This window comes from Psychrobacter sp. 1176_08 (assembly GCF_052850615.1).
Genome location: NZ_VXCU01000004.1, coordinates 131029 through 151010, shown reverse-complemented (window position 1 = coordinate 151010; position 19982 = coordinate 131029). Strand labels below are relative to the sequence as shown.

Here is a 19982-nt window from a genome sequence, read left to right as displayed (position 1 = left end):
ATGAATCAAGCCAGCCATTCTTCGCACAGATCCAGCTACGCACCTACGATGTCACTTGCGGTGGCACAGCAACGCGCGCAGTTTATGAGTAGCATTCGTCAGTTTTTTCTTAAGCAGCAAGTGCTAGAAGTACAGACGCCGCTGCTTTCTCAAGCAGGTAATACAGATACGTTTTTACAATCAGTGGCGGCGCAAGTGACGTGTCAAGACAAGCCCAGCACGTACTATCTGCACACGTCACCTGAATTTGCCATGAAACGTTTGCTGGCGAGTTGGCAAGTACCTATCTATCAGATTTGTCCTGTATTTCGAGACAATGAAATTGGCACAAGGCACAATATAGAGTTCACCATGCTCGAATGGTATCAGCCAAATTATAGCTTGGCAGACATGGCGGCTGAGGTCGGCGAATTGTTAGAAGTGCTATACGGCTATCCTGTTGTGATGAATCACTATCGTTATGTTGATGCGTTTATGGATTTTGTTGGCATACATCCATTAACGGCAAGTCTGGCTGCGTTGCAAGCAGTCGCTGAAGACAAAGGACTGATGGGGTTTGATTTCAATAGTGAGCACAGTAATGACAGTGAGGCAGATCGTCGTCAAAGCTGGCTGGATTTGCTGTTTAGCCATGCGGTCGAACCACATTTGGGCCATGACTTACCCACGTTGATTATAGAGTATCCGCCTGCGACAGCGGCATTGGCCAAGACAGCACTGGATAAAGAGGGCAATGAGGTTGCCAAGCGTTTTGAGTTATACATCAATGGTATTGAAATCGCCAACGCGTATGACGAGCTGGCAGATGGTCAAGCATTAAGAGCGCGTTTCGAAAAAGACAATCAACTGCGAGAGCGACACAATTTGCCCGTCATGCCAATCGACGAACATTTGATTGCAGCCTCTGACAATCTTATACCTTGTAGCGGTATTGCGGTTGGTATAGACAGATTGTTTATGGTCATTGTAGGGGCCGGCAGTATAGAAGAGGTTATTTCTTTTCCTAGCAGATTGGCCTAATCTTATAGCTGAGTCTCACCCTATCAATCAATACTATATAAGATTTCGTACAAAAAAATGGTCACTTATCATTCAGTATAACTATTGCTGAATGACAAACGACCAGGTCTTATGGGTAATTTGCGCTCATCTTTTTTCGAGCACTCTGTTCATATCGGATTTATACCGTCGCGATGGCTTCGCTGATATCAATATCACCGTTATGCATGTTAAACGCTTGCTTGATGGTATTATCTGCGGTTAATACAGCAGCCAACGTTGTGGCGACATCTTCAATCGAGTTTTCACCAGCACTTTCATCAATGGCAATTTTACCTGTGCCTGCGCGTTCTTTTAGCGCTCCTGGCTGCACAATGGTGTAGTCAAGCGTGCTATTATTTACCAACCACTGATCTGCATAATGTTTGCAGATATAGTATTCTTTTAGGTTTGCAATACCGGGGCTATCCCATTTGCTGGTATCTAAAGAAAACGCTGCGCTAAGCATAATGTAACGTTTGATACCTTTATCTTGTGTTGCCTGAATGGTTTTGACAGCGCCATGCAAGTCGACTTCTAACACATCCTTACCACCAGAACCAGCCACAAAATACACTGCATCAATGTCTTGATCCATTTGGTCTTGAATGGCATCTTTTTCAGCCGTGATATCCAAATCAAGCTGACTATAATTGGCATCATCAAATAAAACTTCTTTTTGACGCGTAGTACCAACCACTTGATGATCATCTGCTAATAGTTGTTTTACCAGCTCAGTACCTACACGACCACTTGCACCAATCACTAAAATTTTCATAATCATTCCTATTCTTATATATGCGTTGTTTAAAAACTAAAACCAGCATAGCAAAAAAATTGGCACGCTTCGTTATGATGCGTGCCAATTGGATTGCGTTTGGTTAGTGAATGTATACGGTTTGCAAGAAAAGAAAATATTGATAAGAGTAGAACAAAAATGAATGAGAAGAAAAAATATCAGCGAATCAAGCGATTTAAGCCATCTGCGAAAGCTTTTTTGTCACGGTCGCCATAAGGTTTTTGCCCGCTCATCTCTTGTAGCTCTAAGACACCAGTACCGCGCATGGTATCCATAAAATCGCGCATATTAAGCTTTTGCTTGATATTATTTTTGTCGTAGATCATACCGCGTGTCGTCAACACTAAACCTCCTTTGTCTAAAATATCATTAGCTAAAGGAATATCGCTGGTAATCGCAAGATCGCCCGGTTGAATTTGTTCGACGATATAGTCGTCTGCTTTATCAAACCCTGATGGCACCACAGTCATAATAAGCAGCGGTGACTTACGTAGTTTGATTGGCTGATTGGCGACAAATATCGCCATGGTCTTGGTACGCTCAGCGGTCTTGATGATCAAGTCTTTGGCAATCAGAGGTACAGAATCTGCATCTACCCAAATCTGCATTATTTTTGAGCCTCATCTGATTGAGAGTTTTTAGTCTTAGTATCCATATGGTCTGAGGCTTCATCAGTGTCAGCAACAGTCAGATCATCTGCCATCTTTGCTTGATCATCAACGGCAACGATTTTTTTATCAAGCCCCACTTTATTGGGCAAGATGGCGACAAGTTGGGCTAAAGCGGGTTCTAAGTTTGCGACATCGTTGGGCATCAAGGTGATATGCGCAATTTTTCGATCGTCACGCTCTGCCTTATGATAACTGTGATAGTGAGCGCCATCAATCTTAAGAACTGCGCTGATATCAGGGTACTGTCCCAATACATTGAGCATGATTGCTGGGTGCACATTGTCTGTATCGCCCAGCGGTAGGTTAACCACTGCGCGAATGTGATTTTCAAATTGACTGGTGATAGCGCCTTCGATACTCCAATGTCCAGAATTGTGCACACGCGGAGCAATCTCGTTAGCGAGGACAGTATCATTGCCGCGCGCATCTTTGACAACGAAGAGCTCAAGTGCCATCACACCAACATAATCCAAATGATTCATGACGGTCGTGATCGCATCGGTGGCCTGCTTGAGCAAATGACTGGTGCCAACGGCAGGCGCTTGAGTTTTGGCTAAAATACCCTGATGATGATGGTTCTCGACCAAATCATAGCCACGTACCTGACCGTTTTGTCCTCGTGCCGCAATGATAGAAACCTCACGGCTAAAGTTAATAAAACCTTCCGCTATTAATGGTGCAGGTGTTGGCGTTAATGCGCCTTTGCCGCTGACGGCATCTTTGAGGTCTTGCCAAGCAGCTTTGATGTCGCTGTCTTCTTTGATGACAAACTGACCTTTACCGTCATAACCACCACGGCTCGTTTTCAGAACGATTGGCAATCCTAACGTTTGACAAGCTTGTTGTAGCTCAGCTTCAGAGTTGACGGCCATAAACGGGACGGTCGCGATATCGAGCTTCTGAAACATCTGCTTTTCTTTTAAGCGATCTTGGGCGATATCAAGCGCAATCAATGGGGGAAACATGCCTTGCTTGCTACCAGCCGTTGATAAGTTGGTCAGATGCTCAACAGTAGAGGTGGGTGTGTTTTCAAACTCTAGTGTGAAGACGTCTGCCGCTTCAATAAACGCGTCTAATTGTTCGCTGTGAAAAACGCGTCCATATAAACTGGCAGGGCAGTCGGCATTGTCTTCTAAAAACACGCACTGATACCCTAATGGAATGGCGGCTTCGGCAAGCATCATACCAAGCTGACCACCGCCTAAAATACCGATGGTACGAATGGTTTGGATAGTAGGGTAAGCGTTCGCTGTAGTCATGGCAGGCTCTTTAAATTAAAAATGAAAGGTATTTTTGGTGTGGCACAATTTAGAAATCAATCTAGTAAAATAGGAAAAGGTGCATCGTATGCACCTTATATTCAGTAAAGCTCAATTCAGACTTATCTAACCATATGTATACTATCAATATTATTTACTATCAAAATTATTCAAGGTGATGGGACAAGTAACAATAAGGTCTGACAACCATCAAGCATTTTATAGCGATGATCAATGATTGATGATCCCTGGTGTTGGGCTAGCAAGAATGGTATCGGTTTGAGTCGTGCGCAACGTATCAAGCTTAGTCGCTAGCGATTCATCGTGCAAGGCGAGCACTTGAATGGCAAGGAGAGCCGCATTATAAGCGCCAGCTGTGCCAATTGCTAACGTTCCAACAGCAACGCCTTTAGGCATCTGTACGATAGACAACAAACTGTCCCAACCGCTGAGCATAGAGGATTTTACCGGCACGCCAAACACAGGCAGTGGCGTTTGGCTGGCACACATACCCGGCAAATGAGCGGCGCCACCTGCACCAGCGATGATCACTTGTAAACCATGAGATTTTGCGTTTTTGGCATAATCAAATAATCGATCAGGCGTACGGTGTGCTGACACCACTTCACACTCAAAGGCAATATCAAAGTCTGCTAGCAACTGTGCTGCAGCGCTCATCGTAGCCCAATCAGATTGTGATCCCATGATAATGCCAACTTTTGGCTGACCAGTAGGAGAGGTGATAGGCCCGTTTGTTTCAGCAGCATTGGTGGTAGCCGATGTTGTGCTCATGCGTTAATATCCTCAAAAAGACCATCATACAAAAATTTTGCCGCTCTCGTAAAGCCAAGTTTCAAGTTTAATCAAAAAGCAAAAAGAATCGTGCCGATTTATGGGTTTTCATCAGTGGGCTTATCATGACGATGCTGTAAAAAATTACTGGGTTTTAAGGGCAGCGGCTGTTCAGTATCAAACTGATAACACGTCAGATAACCACTATCTATGGCTGCTGAATAATCGGTGCAGACCACTTGATGGCTGAGTGGTTCAGGCGTACCAGTCAGCCAATAGTGACCCACGAACACAGGTTTATGAGTTTTGATGGCAAAGTCGATGTTTTCGGCCAATGCATCGCTTGGAATTTGTGCCAAGGCAGAGGTAGGCGCGCGAGCAACTTCATAAAGCGTGCGTGTGTTCAGCTCATCAAGCCACCAACGCACTCGCACTCGCGTGCGCCTAGTACCTTCTTTATCTACCATTGCCATACCTTCGGGCAATGGCGTTTCCACCCCTTTTAGCACACGCTCAAGGGCGTCGAACGGCACACTAGGCTCGCTTGCAGTGGCTATCAGGCCTTGCGGTGTAAGACAATTATCTTCTGTCAAAAAAGGCTGTAATATGGCCATACTATCGACATCCCAGCAAGCATGTACAAAGCAAGCGTCATCGCTCTCAAGCCATAATGGAATCTCATAAAAACGCTGTAACCAATACTGATGTTTGTCTGAACCAAATGGTACTTCAGCTAAAAACGCTTCATGCTGGCGTTTATGCACGTCGCTATGTGAGCGTAAATATTGAGTAGAATCATTAGGGTCAAGCGTGGCAAAAGCCAAAGCATTGTATTCATGATTACCCATGACCGCATCAGCCACATCGGCATCCAGCATGGCAAACACAATCTCTAAAGTGGCCAACTGCTGTGGACCGCGATCAATTAAATCGCCAATGAATAGGGCGCGATGACCGATTGGTGGGACAAAATATTGCCCATTATGGCGATAGCCCAACTGTGTTAGTAAGCCCACTAACTTATCTGCATAACCGTGAATGTCACCAATAATGTCTATAATCATAATAAATCAGCAAATCTCAATGTAATATATTAAAGGTCAAAAAATCTTCATATGACAATTTAGAACGGTTTGCCAGTCAAACAAATGCTAACAAGGTAACGTTATTGACGTCCTGTCTAACATCGTTTTCACGGTTATCAAGACATTCAAAAAATAACTTATAAAAATTGCCTTAAAAACCAGGTGACAACAACGCGCTCAAAAAGTGAGGCAACACTCTTGGCTCTAAAATAATCGTCGCGATGATACCGAACGCACCGCCCCACATATGTGCCATGTGGTTAATGTTTGAACCACCGCGTTTATCAGCGTAAATACTATAAGCGACGTAAGCTACCGCAAACAATATCGCAGGGATAGGAATAACCGCAAATAGATAGATTTTTTCCCAAGGGGCCAACAAAATAAAAGCAAACAAGACTGCTGATACACCACCTGATGCGCCAAGGCTTAAGTAACTGGCATTGTTTTTATTTTTGATATAGCTTGGAATCATCGCAACGACAATCGCCAAGACATAAAATACCACAAAACCATAGCCAAACAAGAAGGACTGATATAAGCCTTCAATAGCACGACCAAAAAAGTATAAAGTAAACATATTGAACAGCAAATGCATACTGTCAGCATGGATAAAACCATGCGTCACAAAACGATCCCATTGACCATTATTTACCGCTGGTGGATAAAAAATAAGTCGATTGAATAGCGTCTTGTTTTGCCATGCCAGTAAGCTAACAATAACGGTAATAATAATGATAAGGGTCGTATGGTTAAACAAAGGATAATCCTTAGGCCTCGCCTGATGGGTGACAATGTTATATAAAGGTTATAAATGACAATGTTCAACGCCTAAGCGTTACGGCTGAGTGAAAAATAAACATAACCAATGACAAATTATTAAACGTTAAGTCTTAATAGTAAGTTCATACTAACAGTAGTTAGAATCTCGAAAAAATATATTGTGTGACAAAACGATGCATTTTTATGCTTTTATAGTGAATAATAGAGCAAGATGTTAAGTAACGTGAAAAATACCTCGTATCTTAGAGATAGTGGTGCATGAATAATAAAAGTGTCCCAAAGTATGACAGTAATAAATAAAATAAATACTTAATTTTTTATAAAGTTAAAAAAGGCCGACAGAGGCAATTGTTTATGAGTATTATCAATCAATTAGAAAAAACCGTTACACCTGCTATATTAGGTAACAGTGACGATAAAAATACGGTGGCTTATGTCGTTTTGCTTGAGCAGTTTTATGCTCTTTTGGTGGCGCGTTTGGCATTACCACAGGTTTACTCGCACATTATGCGTGCCGATGAGGGAGTAACGTCTGATATTTCGGTAGAAAGCCCACTGTTTGAACAGCTGTGGCAAGATCAAGCTGTACAGCGACTGATCATTCAAGAGTTGGCTGACACGCATCATATTGACTTACTGACGACCTCGCAGCTACTGATTAACGCAGCTCCCTTGGCTTATCGCGAGCTAAAAATATTGGCTGATGGACAGTTCTTGCCAGCTTTTTTACAGACAGAACAGACAGCGTTGCGTCAGTATTTGCCAATATGGTCGGCACCCGCGATTGCAGCACCTCAAATCTCTAATAGCGACTCATATCAAAAACGTGGCGTTGATGTGGCTACTGTACCAGTGAGCGAGGCTTCTTTGGCTGCGATAAAGGCGTCCAATATAGACCAAGAAGCAGTCGCCACTTCCACAGCATCTTATGTAGAAAGCGCAAGCTACTTAGAAGATGCGGATAAAGAACGTATCACCGACAACTTGGTAGCCAATATGGATGGCATTCATGTCAATCCATCAGCGCATCATTGGGGCGACAACAGCAGCATGAAGCGAGAAAAAGTACGCACTCGCAATCAACGCAATGACTTACTGGTACGGGTGTTTTTATTAATCATAGCCATTGCTGGTATCGGACTTGCCGCATGGGCATTACTGATTAAACCCAATAATACGCCACCTTTAGAACCAGTCGCCGCAGAGCCAGTGGTCGCCCCACCTGTAGAAGTGCCAGCCCAAGTAATGACACCCGTTGAGTTGATCGTTGGCGTAGACAACAGTGGGAGTTTATATACTTGTAGCGCAACGGTTGGCAACGAAGCATTGCAAGCGACATTGCAGCAGGCTCTGAATACCAGCTTTGGTGAGCAAGCTAGTACTTGTGAGTTGACCATCAAAGCAGGGGTAGCAACTGACATTGCCACGATTCCGCCACAAGTATTGCCGAATATCTTTACGACACTCAGGTCAACGCCATTTGCCCGTCTACAGCTACAAAATGATCGTCTTACATTAGAGGCCCCGGACAGTATGCTACTGCAAAAGATGGTCGCAGATATACAGTCTTTAGCGCCGACGATGCTGATTGATAGCACAGCTCCTTTACCCCTACCAAATAACAGCAGTGACGGTGCCGCTATCAATAATATGGCAGTTATGAACGGAGCCAATATGCAATTTGAAAACGGTGATATAGCGCCCAATAGTCAATTCAATAATAACTACAATGGCAGTGGGTCTGGAGAGTATCAAGCATCAGATGATAATACGGGTGATAGGGTAACGCCTGTGCTTCCTGCACCGAACAATGGAAGTTTTAATAATAATAACAATGTGCCTGCTGATATTCCTAGTAATATTCCCCGCAACACACCGACCAATACGACACCAAATAGATCATCAGGTCTTATCTCCCAAGAGGAAGCAGATGACATGGCAAATAGTGTTATCGTGGTAGAGCCAGCTCAGGTGAGGTGACCACAGTTTAAATAAAAAGCATCATCTCTAATGAATATTAGTGAGCAAAGCGCTTATAAAATTAAGCGGGCGGTGTGAGCGTTCTCTTATACCGTTCGTTTTTCTTTCCTGCCCTCTGTAGTTCTATCTATGTTAGCGATATTAAACTAAGGTCACCATAATCAGAAAATAAGCCTTCGCTGTATTAAGTGACAATAAGATAATGACTTATATTAGGTACTTCTTTTGGTTACGAGTCATAACTGAAACATTACTTAACGTATCATTTGTACAACAACGTGTTGATTGTGAATGTATGCTTAAAATTTTTATAATAACACTGGTTAAATGCAGTCATTAACAGTATGACCTGTTATGACTCGTCATTTTGTATCAGAATTTTTTATGAGCCGTTTATGGTTTGAATTATTTTTCACTACCGATTTTTTTGATATTAAAAGCTTCTAACTAACACTCAAATTATATTAATAATTAATGGAGAAAAAACATTATGGATATTATCAATCATCTGACAAGAACGGTAAGCCCAGCCGTATTAGGAGACGATCATAGTCCCGCTAAGCAAAATCTGCTTGAACAATTTTATGCGATTTTTGCAGCCCGTCTTGCTGACGCAAACACGTATAATCGCTTTGCTAATGAAAACATTGGACGTGATGACCAACAATTTTATGATCGCGTTTGGACAGAGGATACTCATCGTGATCAAATTGCTCGCGAATTAGCGACCAAACACGGTGTCGATCAGACGGCCGCTCGTGGTTTAGTGGCAATGGCAGCACCACTTGCTTTTCATGAAATCAAAAGCTTAGCAGGCAATACGCCAGTACCGCAATTTTTAAATGACAATCTTGACAGTTATCAGCATCATATACCGGCTTGGGCGAGCACGGTTCTGCCAGCGGGTATGTTGGCCGCCACACCAGCAGTTGCTGGCGAGCATATTTCTGATACCGTGAGCACAGCGCCTTTGCAGCGCGAAGAAGAGCAAAAGGGCAGCTTCTTAAAGGCTTTATTGCCAATTATTGGTTTGATTATTTTAGGGGCGCTAGCTTGGGCACTGCTTCGTGGTTGTCAAGAGAACCCTGAGCCTGTGGCAACGCCTGCTGTGACCGAGCAGCAAGCAGCTGACGGTGATGAGCAAGTAGCGGTGGCAGCAGATATTGAACCTGCTTCATTAAGTATTGCTACAGGTGAAAACAATGAATTATACGCTTGCCGCATGAATGTGGGCAATGAGACATTGCAGACCAATGTGATGAGTGCGTTGACCAGTGCATTTGGTGATGAAGCCAATAAATGCCGTGCTGATGTAGACGATAACTTTGCAGCGGATATGCCAGCAGCAGCACAGCTTGCTACTATTTTGCCTATCGTCAAAAACGTACCAAACGCTAGCATGATTATCAAAGGTGACAACATCACCGTCAATGCGCCAGATGCCGCCGCTCTAGAAAAACTAGTATCTGATCTACAAGCAGCCGCGCCAGCAATGACCGTACAAGCTGAAGGTCCGTTAGATTTGCAAGGTGAGATTGATGATAGCTTGGCTGCGGCTGATGCAGCGATGATGAATTTGGGCGAAAACCCAGATCCTCGTGATGTGGCTCGTGCATTGAGCATACAGGTCATTAATTTTGAAGTAGATGAAGCCGTTATCCCTGATGTGAATAAAGCGTTTCTTGACCGTGCTGCCAAAATCATGGCAGAAGTGCCAGATATGAACTTGGTGATTATTGGTCATACAGACAGTCAAGCGTCAGATGCTTATAACATGGAATTATCACGTGAGCGTGCTGATTCAGTCAAAGCATACTTAGTCTCTCAAGGCATTGATGAAAGTAAATTGTCTACGAAAGGTATGGGTGAGACCGATCCTATCGCTGACAACTCGACTGAACAAGGGCGTTTCCGCAATCGCCGTATTGAGTTTATGGTAAATGATCAAGATGTGAATGCCAATGAAGCCATGGCTACTGGCAGCGCTGCACTGGGTACAAATAATTCAATGGACCCTGACATGAACCCGCTTGATAACAATAATGATGATCTGCTACCAGATGGTGATGACGCCACCCAAGGTACAGCGTTAGATCCAACCAACTAAGCCTGCATTATTTAAGCTCTTGTATAAAACCTTTATCAATCACTAAAAAACCGCTCCTTATTCAGGAGCGGTTTTTATTTTGGCAAAAAATAAGTAATGAATGGAACATACTTGATAGACAAAACGATTATTTTTAATAAGATTTATTAAAGCGCTACTTATAATTGGTAGGGTCTATCGATTCAGCCGTGTTATCAGTTGCTGCCTTTGTCGAAGATTGTGTATCAAAGAAAGTTTGCGTAACATTCTGTTTTGCTTGTTCCCAATAATCGAACTGCTGGCAAGTCGAGATAAGATCACCTTGCCACATGGGTATTTTGCCACACATGGTTTTGATACGATTTTGATGAGGGTAAGACAGTTCTTGAGCAGCTGCTGCCGCTTCATGGGCTGCGACACGATCATTACAAACCAGGGCAATGTCGCACCCTGCCTCAATAGCCGCTTTGACACGAGCGCTGATATCACCGACTGCTTTTGCGCCAGCCATAGATAAGTCATCCGAAAAAATGACCCCTTCAAACTTAAGCTGATCGCGAAGAATGTCTTTTAGCCAAATTTTTGAGAAGCCAGCTGGCTTATTATCGACTTGCGAAAAAATTACGTGTGCGGGCATAACGGCATCTAGCCATGGCAACGTTTGCGCAAATGGCTGCATATCACTATCGATAATATCCGCTAAACTACGTGTGTCAATCGCTTCTGACACATGCGAATCAGGCGCAATAGCACCATGACCAGGAAAGTGTTTGCCTGTGGTTGCCATGCCGGCGGCTTTCATACCTCGCATAAACTGAGCTGCTAGTGCGGCGATAGCGGACGTCCCATGATGAAAGCTGCGATCTCCAATCACTTGGCTAATACCACCTCTGTCAAGTACTGGCGCAAAACTTAGGTCAATTCCCACCGCCATGACTTCGGTTGCCATGAGATAGCCACAGTCATAAGCACAGTTAAGGGCACGGTTTGGGTCTTGGTCAAATAAGTCTCCAAGTCTACCCATCGCTGGTAGTGGGGTAAAGCCTTCACGTAATCGTGCGACGCGGCCGCCTTCTTGATCAACCCCGATTAATATATCAGGATTGTGATAGCGGATGTCATCGCACAATGCGCGCACCTGTGCCGCATCAGCAACATTGCGGGCAAACAATATTACGCCCCCAACTTGTGCTTGTTTAATCAAGCTTACGTCCTCAGCAGTCAAGGCGGTACTATCGATATCAATCATTAAAACGCCATACATAGCCTAATCCTTATTGTGTTATATCGTGTCGTATTATATGTTTAATGGACAAAAGCGAATGCTAATCAAAGGCTGTCGCCATGTCACGATGACATTATTATGACAGTTATTGTGACCGTCGTATAATCCGATAACATCATCTACTAAAAGCGTGATATTAAGTCGAGGTAATTTTACGCAAAAATTATGAGAAAAATCGCTAGAATAAATATGATAGAAAGTTTGGTATGCGTAGACGTAGGGTGTAAGATTGCTTATACAGTTTGAGACAATTCGCTCCCTAGGCTCATGATAAGATTGAGTGATTTGTAGCGTCACATGGTAAGCTGCTAATGATAGCGATGAAGTGTTTCTACAGTATAGAAACTATAATGAGATAAAAAACCGATAGTTAATGGCAAACAAGCAATGGCGTGCAATGTAAAAAATAGGGTTGATAGGCAGAGATTGACCCAATAATTTTTGTTCCTGATACAACAGACAATATTAACTTAAAATAACTAGGTACATATATGAAAAAACAACCAGCGCAGTGGTTACTCAGTGCAGCGTCAGTGGGTGTGGCCGGTATTATACTTGCTCAAAGCTATGGCACCGCAGTAGCAGAAACCAATACTGAGGGTTTTGTACAGACACCAGAACAGAAAATCACCACTCGTCAGGTTGCAGCTTTGCTGGATCGAAGTCATTATCTCAATCAGCCATTAGATAGTAAGACTGGTAGCGAGATTTTGTCTATGTATATTGATAGCCTCGATACCAACCACACGTTATTTTTACAATCTGATGTGGATGAGTTTAAGAAAAAATACGGTGATGATTTTGGCGATCGTCTTAAGCGCGGTGATTTGTCTGCAGGGGTAGACGTTTTTGAGCGTTATCGCAAACGTTCAAACGAATATTTTACCATGGCAAGTAAAATGCTAAAGACGGATATCGATTTGACTGGTAATGAAACCATCGTGCTCGATCGTGAAAAACTGAATCATTTTAAAACCAAAAAAGAGCAGCGCGACTATTGGACGCGTCAGTTGAAATTTCAGTTGATGAGTATCACATTGGGCCAAGAAGATGAAAAGGCCAAAGAAAAAGTATTTTTGAGTAATCCAGATATCACGCGCGGACAGGATCTAGTACGTAACGATCAGCGTACGCCTAGTGAGATTTTGCAAAATCGTTTATCACGTCAGCAAGAGCAGTTCAAACGTCTCACCAATGATGAGATTATGGAAACCATCTTGAATACGGCAATGCTGACCTATGACCCGCACAGCAACTATTACGCGCCAGTACAAGCAAATGAATTGCAGATTCAGTCTAGCTTACAATTAGAAGGCATTGGTGTCTCCATTCGCCCTGACCGTAAAAACCCAGATTATACCCGTATTGTCACGTTAGTCGACGGCGGTCCAGCAGCCAAATCAGGTCAGATTAAGCCCAATGATTTGATCATTGGTATCGCCAAAGATGGCGAAAACATGACTGATGTGGTCGGCTGGTCAACACGTGAGATTGTCGGTTTGATTCGCGGCAAACGCGGTACATCAGTGACGATCAAGGTGCGTCAGCCTAATGCACCTGACGCTAGTGCTCGTAACGTGACCGTGGTTCGTGACATTATTCAACAAGAAGAATCTGGTGTCACTCATCGCGTGGTAGAAGTGCAGCGCCCCAATATTGATAAAACGCCAAAACGTATAGGCGTTCTTGAGATACCAAGTTTCTATTTAAATTATCGTGCTCGTCGCAATGGAGAAGATTATCGCAGCGTGAGTATCGATACCGAAAAAGCATTAAAGGCATTGAACGAAGAAAATATCGATGGTTTGGTTGTCGATTTGCGCAATAACCCAGGTGGTTCCTTGGATGAAGTTGCCAAGATGCTGGGCTTCTTTATTAAGAGTGGGCCAATGGTGCAAATCCGCGACAATCGCGGCAATGTGCAAGTCTATCGTGATGATGATGGTGGCGAGCAACTCTATGACGGTAAGATGACCGTGATTACCAATTTGGCTTCTGCCTCTGCCAGTGAGATATTTGCTGCTGCTATTCAAGACTATGGCCGTGGATTGGTTGTCGGTAGCACGACCACTGGTAAAGGCTCAGCTCAGATTCAGCTCGACAATCTAGCGCTGGGTTCAGCGACATTGACTCAGCGTAAATTCTACCGTGTCACTGGTGGTAGTACGCAAAATAAAGGGGTTGTGCCTGATGTTGAATTGGTCAATATCTACGATGATGCAACCTTTGGTGAGCGTGCGCAAAAAAATGCCCTACCTTGGGATACTATTAAGACGGCGCCCTACAAACCTGAAGGTAAGTTTACCGATACGACGCTTGCGACACTCAATCAGCAGTCTAAAATTCGTCAAGAGCAAAACCCACAGTTTGTGTATCTGTCCTCATTGAACGATATTCGCGATATGGAAGATGAGAAAAAACCCATTCTCCTTGATATTAATAGTCGCCGCGCTAAGATGAAATTGATTGAAAAGCGTTCGTTAGAAGCTGAAAACAAACGCCTTATCGCAACTGGCGAACGTCCATATACCAATTGGAATACCTATCAAGCGGCAATGGATGCAAAATTCGAAGAGCGTAGCCGAATGAAAGCTATTGAGCGTCCAGAATTGCCTGAAGATGAAGCCTTTATTAATGAAGCGGCTTATCTTATGTTGAGCGCCGACCCTGAAGCAACAGTGAGTCCCAAAGAGAAGCTATAGATAGCATTATTCAAATTCATGTAAGCATATGCTTACATGAATTGACGCTTCAACCTCTTACTAACCATGAGCCAATCTGCGATTATAAACGTACGGCATGATTGAACGGAACGGTTCATTGGTACTAGGGATTGGTATCTTAAAGGTCGCATCAGGGATAGATGGTTTAGTAATTAAGGATGATAAGGCTGGATGCCTGTTAGTTATAAGATATCTCGGGATTAGGTATTGTATAACGTTAACATGGATGGTTGATGATAAAAGCCGCATGATGCTCGTCATTATGCGGCTTTGTTATTTCTGAAAAAGCATAATTTGTATCAAACTGACATTATGTTAATGGCATGGGTTTAATAATGTTTCGCTTATCTTTAGTCCATAAAAAAGGCCAGTAGACTTAGCTACCGACCTTTTTAGATTAAATAACCTGCTCAATAAGAAAAAGTCATTTAATACCTCTACACGATATTCTAAGAGAACGAATCATTCCAAAAGAAAAAGTGCTCTAAAAAACATCAATACTCTAAACGAGATTAATGCCCTAGAAGAGATTAGTGCTCAACGCCACCTGCACCATGTACATGGCCATGGTTTAGTTCGTCTTCAGTTGCTGCACGTACTTCTTGAATTTCAACATCAAAAGTCAAACGCTTACCAGCCAATGGATGGTTGGCATCAACCGTTACTTCTTGATCGTTTACATCAGTAACTGTCACTAGCATGACTTGACCACCAGCTTCTGACTGGAATTGCATACCAGGCTGGATATCATCAACGCCTTGGAAGTTGTCACGTGGTACATGTTGTACCGCTTGTTCTTGATACTCGCCGTAACCATCAGCAGGCTCAACAACGGCGTTTACTTTTTCGCCAGCAGATTTGCCTTCTAGTTGTTGCTCAAGACCTGGAATGATGTTGCTATGGCCATGTAAATAAGCAAGTGGCTGACCTTCTGGTGACTGGTCAAGGATGTTGCCTTCGTCGTCTTTTAGAGTGTAATTGAATGTGACGGCGGTGTCTTTTGCGATAGTAGTCATAAATTATCCTAAATATATCTATGTAAAAAATTAAATACGGTTGCAATAAACCTAAAAAATCCAATCAGCAAGCCCAATAGGCACGTCATTAGTCAATTATCATCAGTTTATTTAAGTAACTTTAGCAGTTAGCATCTTTAATTGCGATGGGTCCCATAACTTTCAAGGCAAAAACAAGAAAAAATGCTATTTAATCTGAATAAATGGTTTATTTTCTCAAAATAGAGACAGTTTTTTCTTGTTTGACTGTTTGAAATCGCTGTTCACGGTTTGTCAGTTGCGTTTTTTGGTCAGTGCTTCTACCATGAAGATAAAAATAAGGACAAAAAATATGACTTCATTTAATTCTAAGGCTAAGCATCTATCAGTGGACACGGCTACTGATGTGACTAGCGCAAAAAACAATACAAAAGCTGATATTCGTTATCAATTCAACTTTGAGCGCTTTTTAGAGCATTTGGTTGATGTATCGCTGAGCTTTACCGCCCTGACAGCGCCCCCTAAGCTTTGGCTACCAGCATGGATACCGGGCAGTTATTTGATGCGCGAGTTCGCTCGAAATATCACCGCAGTTCAGTATCGTATTCTTGAGGGAGACAACACCTCTGACGCTTACCGAGCGCAAAAAACAGATAAAAACACATGGCAGCTACCACAAGTCAAAGTAGGGCAGACGGTAGTCGTGGACTATGAAGTCTACTGCTACGATTTATCGGTGCGAACTGCTTACGTCGATCAACAACGTCTCTACGGTAACTTCACCTCGTTGGCACTCGCAGTCGAGGGGCAGGAGCCATCGTCAATAAAGGCAAGCTTACTTGTGCCTGCCAAATTTTTGGTGGACAAAGAGGCCAATCGTGTACGCTTAGCGTGTGGTCTAACGTCGACCCATTTGAGCCTTGAGGAATCACAACATGACGGTCAACACAGCTATGGGTTACAAGTAGATAATTATCATGAGTTTATTGATTATCCGTTTGAGATTGCAGAGCAAGATACGTTTGACTTCATTGTTCATGATGATACCCATCAGACGCTACCACATCGATTTTTTCTCTCAGGTAAGCACCATGCCAATATGGGCAGGTTGCAGCAAGATGTGACTCAGATTTGTCAGACGTATCTAAACTGGCTCGGCGACGCGCCCTTTGACAATTATACTTTTATGACGTTTGCCAGCGGTCAGGATTATGGCGGCCTAGAGCATATTAATTCTACTAGCCTGATTACACCGCGCCGTGACTTACCAAGTATCGATGAACCAGCGATACCCAGTAGTGACTATCAACGGTTTTTAGGACTATGCAGCCATGAGTATTTTCATGCATGGTGGGTCAAGACCGTACGCCCCGATGTCATGCTAGAGGTGGATTTGCGCCGTGAAGCTTTTACGCCACTACTATGGGTCTTTGAAGGGTTCACGTCTTATATCGATGACTTTATGTTGCAAGCATCAGGGGTGGTCGATAAAGCAAGTTATCTTAAGCTGCTGGCTGAGCAAATCAACCGCTATTATCAAACTCCAGGTCGCGCTTATCAAAGCGTTGCAGAGTCGAGTTTTGATGCGTGGATTAAGCTTTACCGTAGCGATGAGAACACAGGCAATGCAGGTATCAGTTATTATAATAAAGGGGCGCTGGTTGCGTTGTGTTTGGATTTGATGCTGCTACAAAAGAGCGCTGGTCGCTACCGTTTATTTGACGTGGTCAAAGCTTTCTATAATCAAGCTAAGCAAAATGACAATAAACGCATCGGTATCAGTAGTGCTGATATGGGCGTGGTGATTGGTCAATTTATACCACTTGCAGATTGGGAAGATTTTGAGCGGCGCTATGTCAATGGCGTTGAAGAGCTACCCATTGAAGCCATGCTGAGAGAAAGTGGGGTCAAACTTCGTACCAATACCAAAGAGACCTCTGATAAACACGTGCCTTGGGGCATACGATGTACTGAAACACCAGCAGGTCTTAAGATCAATCGCGTACAGCGTGATAGTGCGGCTGCCAAAGCTGGCCTTTCAGCACATGACGTTATCGTTGCCATTGATGGCATCAAAGCCACCAGTAAGCAATTGGGATCACTCAATCAGGCAGATCGCGATGTCGAATGTCATCTGTTTCGTCGCGATGAGCTGATAGCGGTTAATGTACGACCTAAATCGGTGCAAGTCACCGATGACAAGGCTTTAACACCTTATAAGGTCAGTCTACATTTAAGTGAAGAGGGCGATGAGTCGTTACAGAATGTAGGGAGCTGGCAGACATGGTTAAATGTCATGGAGCGTCATCAAAGTTAAAGTATTTTTTTAATGACTGTCTACAATTAAGCCCAAAAACAAAAACCCCTGCTAACCAGTAACCGTTAGCAGGGGTTTGCTGTTGTAATTATCCAGTTTTCTAATGTTTTACAGTTAAGTGCAAAACAAATGCATTAACAACAAGGTTTTAAGCATTGGAGTGTTTAAGAAACGCTCGATTGTGCGCCTACTTCGGTTTTACTAAGCGCTTCGTTTTCGTTGGACTTAATGCTTTCACTCATGTCATCATTTTCACTAAGCTCATCGTTAGTACTTTCATTCGCCTCAATGTCTGCAATCCACTTTTGCATCAATTCAATCTCTGGTTGCTGAGCATTGATAACATCTTGTGCTAACTGACGCATTTCTTCATCAGTACCATATTTTAGCTGAATCTCGGCCATTTCTACTGCACCAATGTGATGGGGCAGCATACCGCGTACAAATGCCACGTCAGGCACAGGATCAGCAATACCCAATACCATTTTGCCGTTCAATATATCCATACTTCTCGCATAATCTTGCTGCATGGCCTCAGTATTGGGCTTAGGCTTGGATACATCAGGATGGCTGGCAAGCCATTTGTTTAAAATATCAACTTCAGCTTGCTCAGTGTCAATAATGTTCTGAGCCAGTTGACGCATGGCATCATCATTGCCATATTTCAGCTGAATTTTTGCCATGTCTATCGCGCCATGATGGTGGCCGAGCATTGATTTGGCAAAAGCGGTATCAGGGTCGTTGTAACCCATGCCGATTGTCATTTCATCATGCATTCTGGTCATGGCTCTTGTGTAATCTCTCAACACGTCCGTCATTTGGGTGTCGTTTACATCATCTTCGTTTTCTATCGATATCTCATCTTCGTTACTGGTTTCTGTAACATCAGGGACTGGCGGCGCGGTGATCTCTTCAGAAGCAGCTTCATTGTCTTTCGTTGTCGGCTGGCAGGCACTCAGTATGAGCCCAACAGAAAAGCTGGTAGCCAACAAGACAAAACGACGAGAAGCAATCATGACATATCCCTATTATAAAAATTTCAATGCTAATGGGTGAGATTGATTACACACAATCCATAAGGGTATAAATTCTAGCAGATGAACCTTACTGATTCGAGACTCTATGTTTAACAGGTCGTAATATATTTACTTAGTATCGCCATTTCGACGTAACATCGATATATTGAGAATATTAAAGGCAATGCGCGACTGGAATAAATTTTCCTTAGGTGCTGTTAAAACAACATAGGCTGCGAAAAATTTATCCCAGTCGTACGGTCTCATTTTTAAAGTAAATTGACTGTATTAAAGTGGTTTATTGATAGATAAATCATATTGATTGGCATGGGAAGTTGAAAAAGTCGCTAAACATGAGTCATTGAGCAATATGAATCAATCGATAAGCCCTAACTGCTGACAGCGCTCATTATTGAGATGAATACGCACAAACTCACCAACTGCCAAATCACCCAATTCAAATCCAGCGACCGACCAGCGAATCAAGCGTAAGCAAGGCAACCCAACATGTGCGGTCATGCGCCTTACTTGACGGTTTTTACCTTCATAAATAGTCAGCATCAGCCAAGAATCTGGCACACTTTTGCGTTCACGTATCGGTGGATTACGCTGCCAAAGTGGCATTGGTAATGTCTCTTCACTGACGTGTTTAACGTCGGCCGGCAAGGTTTTGCCATCTTTAAGAATGACGCCCCGTCTAAGCATATCAAGTTGCTCAGTAGTAGGAATGCCTTCAACTTGTACCAAATAGGTTTTACCCTGTTTACGTCCGGCATTGGCTTTTGGTGGATGAGTAATTGCTTTGTTCACTCGGCCATCATCGGTCAAAATCAATAAGCCTTCTGAAGTAGCATCCAGCCTACCTGCGACCCGTAAAGACTTATCCGTAAAATAGTGAGACAAAGTAGTGTGGTCGTTGTTGCTATCATTACGAAACTGACTTTGTACCCCATAAGGCTTATTGAATAAAATGAGACTAGAAGTCGACATAAAGTGATGTGTCCTAAAGATAAATCATGGGTGAATCAGCGTAGAGTACATCTGACCAAATGGCATTTGATATTAAAAATGAAGCCGAAAAGATCGGCTCTGAATTACTATAGTTTACATATTGGCCCATAAAAATAAGGCATCATCATTATGGCAGTGGTAT

The 19982-nt window shown here is 43.2% G+C and carries 15 protein-coding genes; 5 read left to right on the top strand and 10 right to left on the bottom strand.

All coding sequences use genetic code 11. From position 1 onward, the window contains the following. Positions 1-1020 carry an EF-P lysine aminoacylase EpmA gene (gene epmA / locus FW759_RS06610; protein WP_446442505.1) on the top strand — a complete coding sequence of 340 codons (1020 nt, stop codon included), beginning with the start codon at positions 1-3 and terminating at the stop codon, positions 1018-1020. A 160-nt stretch (positions 1021-1180) separates the two neighbouring features. Here epmA and FW759_RS06605 read toward each other — a convergent pair whose 3' ends face one another. From FW759_RS06605 to FW759_RS06580, 6 genes are all read right to left on the bottom strand, one after another. Further along, positions 1181-1816, bottom strand: coding sequence for an NAD(P)H-binding protein (locus FW759_RS06605; RefSeq protein WP_095569162.1), 636 nt, complete (start codon positions 1814-1816; stop codon positions 1181-1183). A gap of 179 nt (positions 1817-1995) precedes the next feature. Beyond that, entirely contained in the window at positions 1996-2445 is a 450-nt protein-coding gene (locus FW759_RS06600) for a YaiI/YqxD family protein (RefSeq protein WP_446442504.1), read from the bottom strand. After that, the gene (locus tag FW759_RS06595; protein ID WP_446442503.1) at positions 2445-3767 is read right to left on the bottom strand and encodes a 5-(carboxyamino)imidazole ribonucleotide synthase; all 1323 of its coding nucleotides are present in this window, start codon (positions 3765-3767) and stop codon (positions 2445-2447) included. The genes FW759_RS06600 and FW759_RS06595 overlap by 1 nt, the downstream gene beginning before the upstream one ends. Before the next feature lie 231 nt (positions 3768-3998). Continuing rightward, positions 3999-4559 carry a 5-(carboxyamino)imidazole ribonucleotide mutase gene (gene purE, locus FW759_RS06590; protein ID WP_095569159.1) on the bottom strand — a complete coding sequence of 187 codons (561 nt, stop codon included), beginning with the start codon at positions 4557-4559 and terminating at the stop codon, positions 3999-4001. Between the two features lie 98 nt (positions 4560-4657). Further along, the gene (locus FW759_RS06585; protein ID WP_446442502.1) at positions 4658-5623 is read right to left on the bottom strand and encodes a metallophosphoesterase; all 966 of its coding nucleotides are present in this window, start codon (positions 5621-5623) and stop codon (positions 4658-4660) included. Positions 5624-5795: 172 nt separating this feature from the next. Further along, a complete protein-coding gene (locus FW759_RS06580; RefSeq protein ID WP_353670882.1) occupies positions 5796-6404 on the bottom strand; it encodes a rhomboid family intramembrane serine protease in 609 nt (202 codons plus the stop codon). Positions 6405-6781: 377 nt separating this feature from the next. Between FW759_RS06580 and FW759_RS06575 the strand changes: the two genes are divergently transcribed. Both FW759_RS06575 and FW759_RS06570 read left to right on the top strand, forming a co-directional pair. After that, on the top strand, positions 6782-8407 hold the full coding sequence (locus FW759_RS06575; protein ID WP_446442501.1) for a hypothetical protein: 1626 nt from the start codon (positions 6782-6784) through the stop codon (positions 8405-8407). A gap of 490 nt (positions 8408-8897) precedes the next feature. Then, on the top strand, positions 8898-10514 hold the full coding sequence (locus tag FW759_RS06570; RefSeq protein WP_446442500.1) for an OmpA family protein: 1617 nt from the start codon (positions 8898-8900) through the stop codon (positions 10512-10514). 154 nt (positions 10515-10668) lie between these two features. On the opposite strand, the gene nagZ is transcribed toward FW759_RS06570, so the two are convergent. After that, positions 10669-11757 (bottom strand): beta-N-acetylhexosaminidase, encoded by a 1089-nt coding sequence (gene nagZ, locus FW759_RS06565; RefSeq protein ID WP_446442499.1) that lies wholly within the window; start codon positions 11755-11757, stop codon positions 10669-10671. 512 nt (positions 11758-12269) lie between these two features. Here nagZ and FW759_RS06560 point away from each other — a divergent pair. Beyond that, a complete protein-coding gene (locus tag FW759_RS06560) occupies positions 12270-14480 on the top strand; it encodes a carboxy terminal-processing peptidase (RefSeq protein WP_062843749.1) in 2211 nt (736 codons plus the stop codon). Between the two features lie 551 nt (positions 14481-15031). On the opposite strand, the gene FW759_RS06555 is transcribed toward FW759_RS06560, so the two are convergent. After that, entirely contained in the window at positions 15032-15517 is a 486-nt protein-coding gene (locus tag FW759_RS06555; protein ID WP_062843751.1) for an FKBP-type peptidyl-prolyl cis-trans isomerase, read from the bottom strand. A 331-nt stretch (positions 15518-15848) separates the two neighbouring features. On the opposite strand from FW759_RS06555, the gene FW759_RS06550 reads away from it, so the two are divergent. Further along, positions 15849-17813: a M61 family metallopeptidase gene (locus tag FW759_RS06550; RefSeq protein ID WP_446442498.1), complete on the top strand. Its 1965-nt coding sequence runs from the start codon at positions 15849-15851 to the stop codon at positions 17811-17813. 164 nt (positions 17814-17977) lie between these two features. Here the strand turns inward: FW759_RS06550 and copM are convergent, their stop codons facing one another. After that, positions 17978-18829, bottom strand: a complete 852-nt coding sequence (copM, locus tag FW759_RS06545) for a CopM family metallochaperone (RefSeq protein ID WP_446442497.1) — start codon at positions 18827-18829, stop codon at positions 17978-17980. 375 nt (positions 18830-19204) lie between these two features. After that, positions 19205-19819: a pseudouridine synthase gene (locus FW759_RS06540; protein ID WP_062843754.1), complete on the bottom strand. Its 615-nt coding sequence runs from the start codon at positions 19817-19819 to the stop codon at positions 19205-19207. Positions 19820-19982 lie beyond the last annotated feature (163 nt).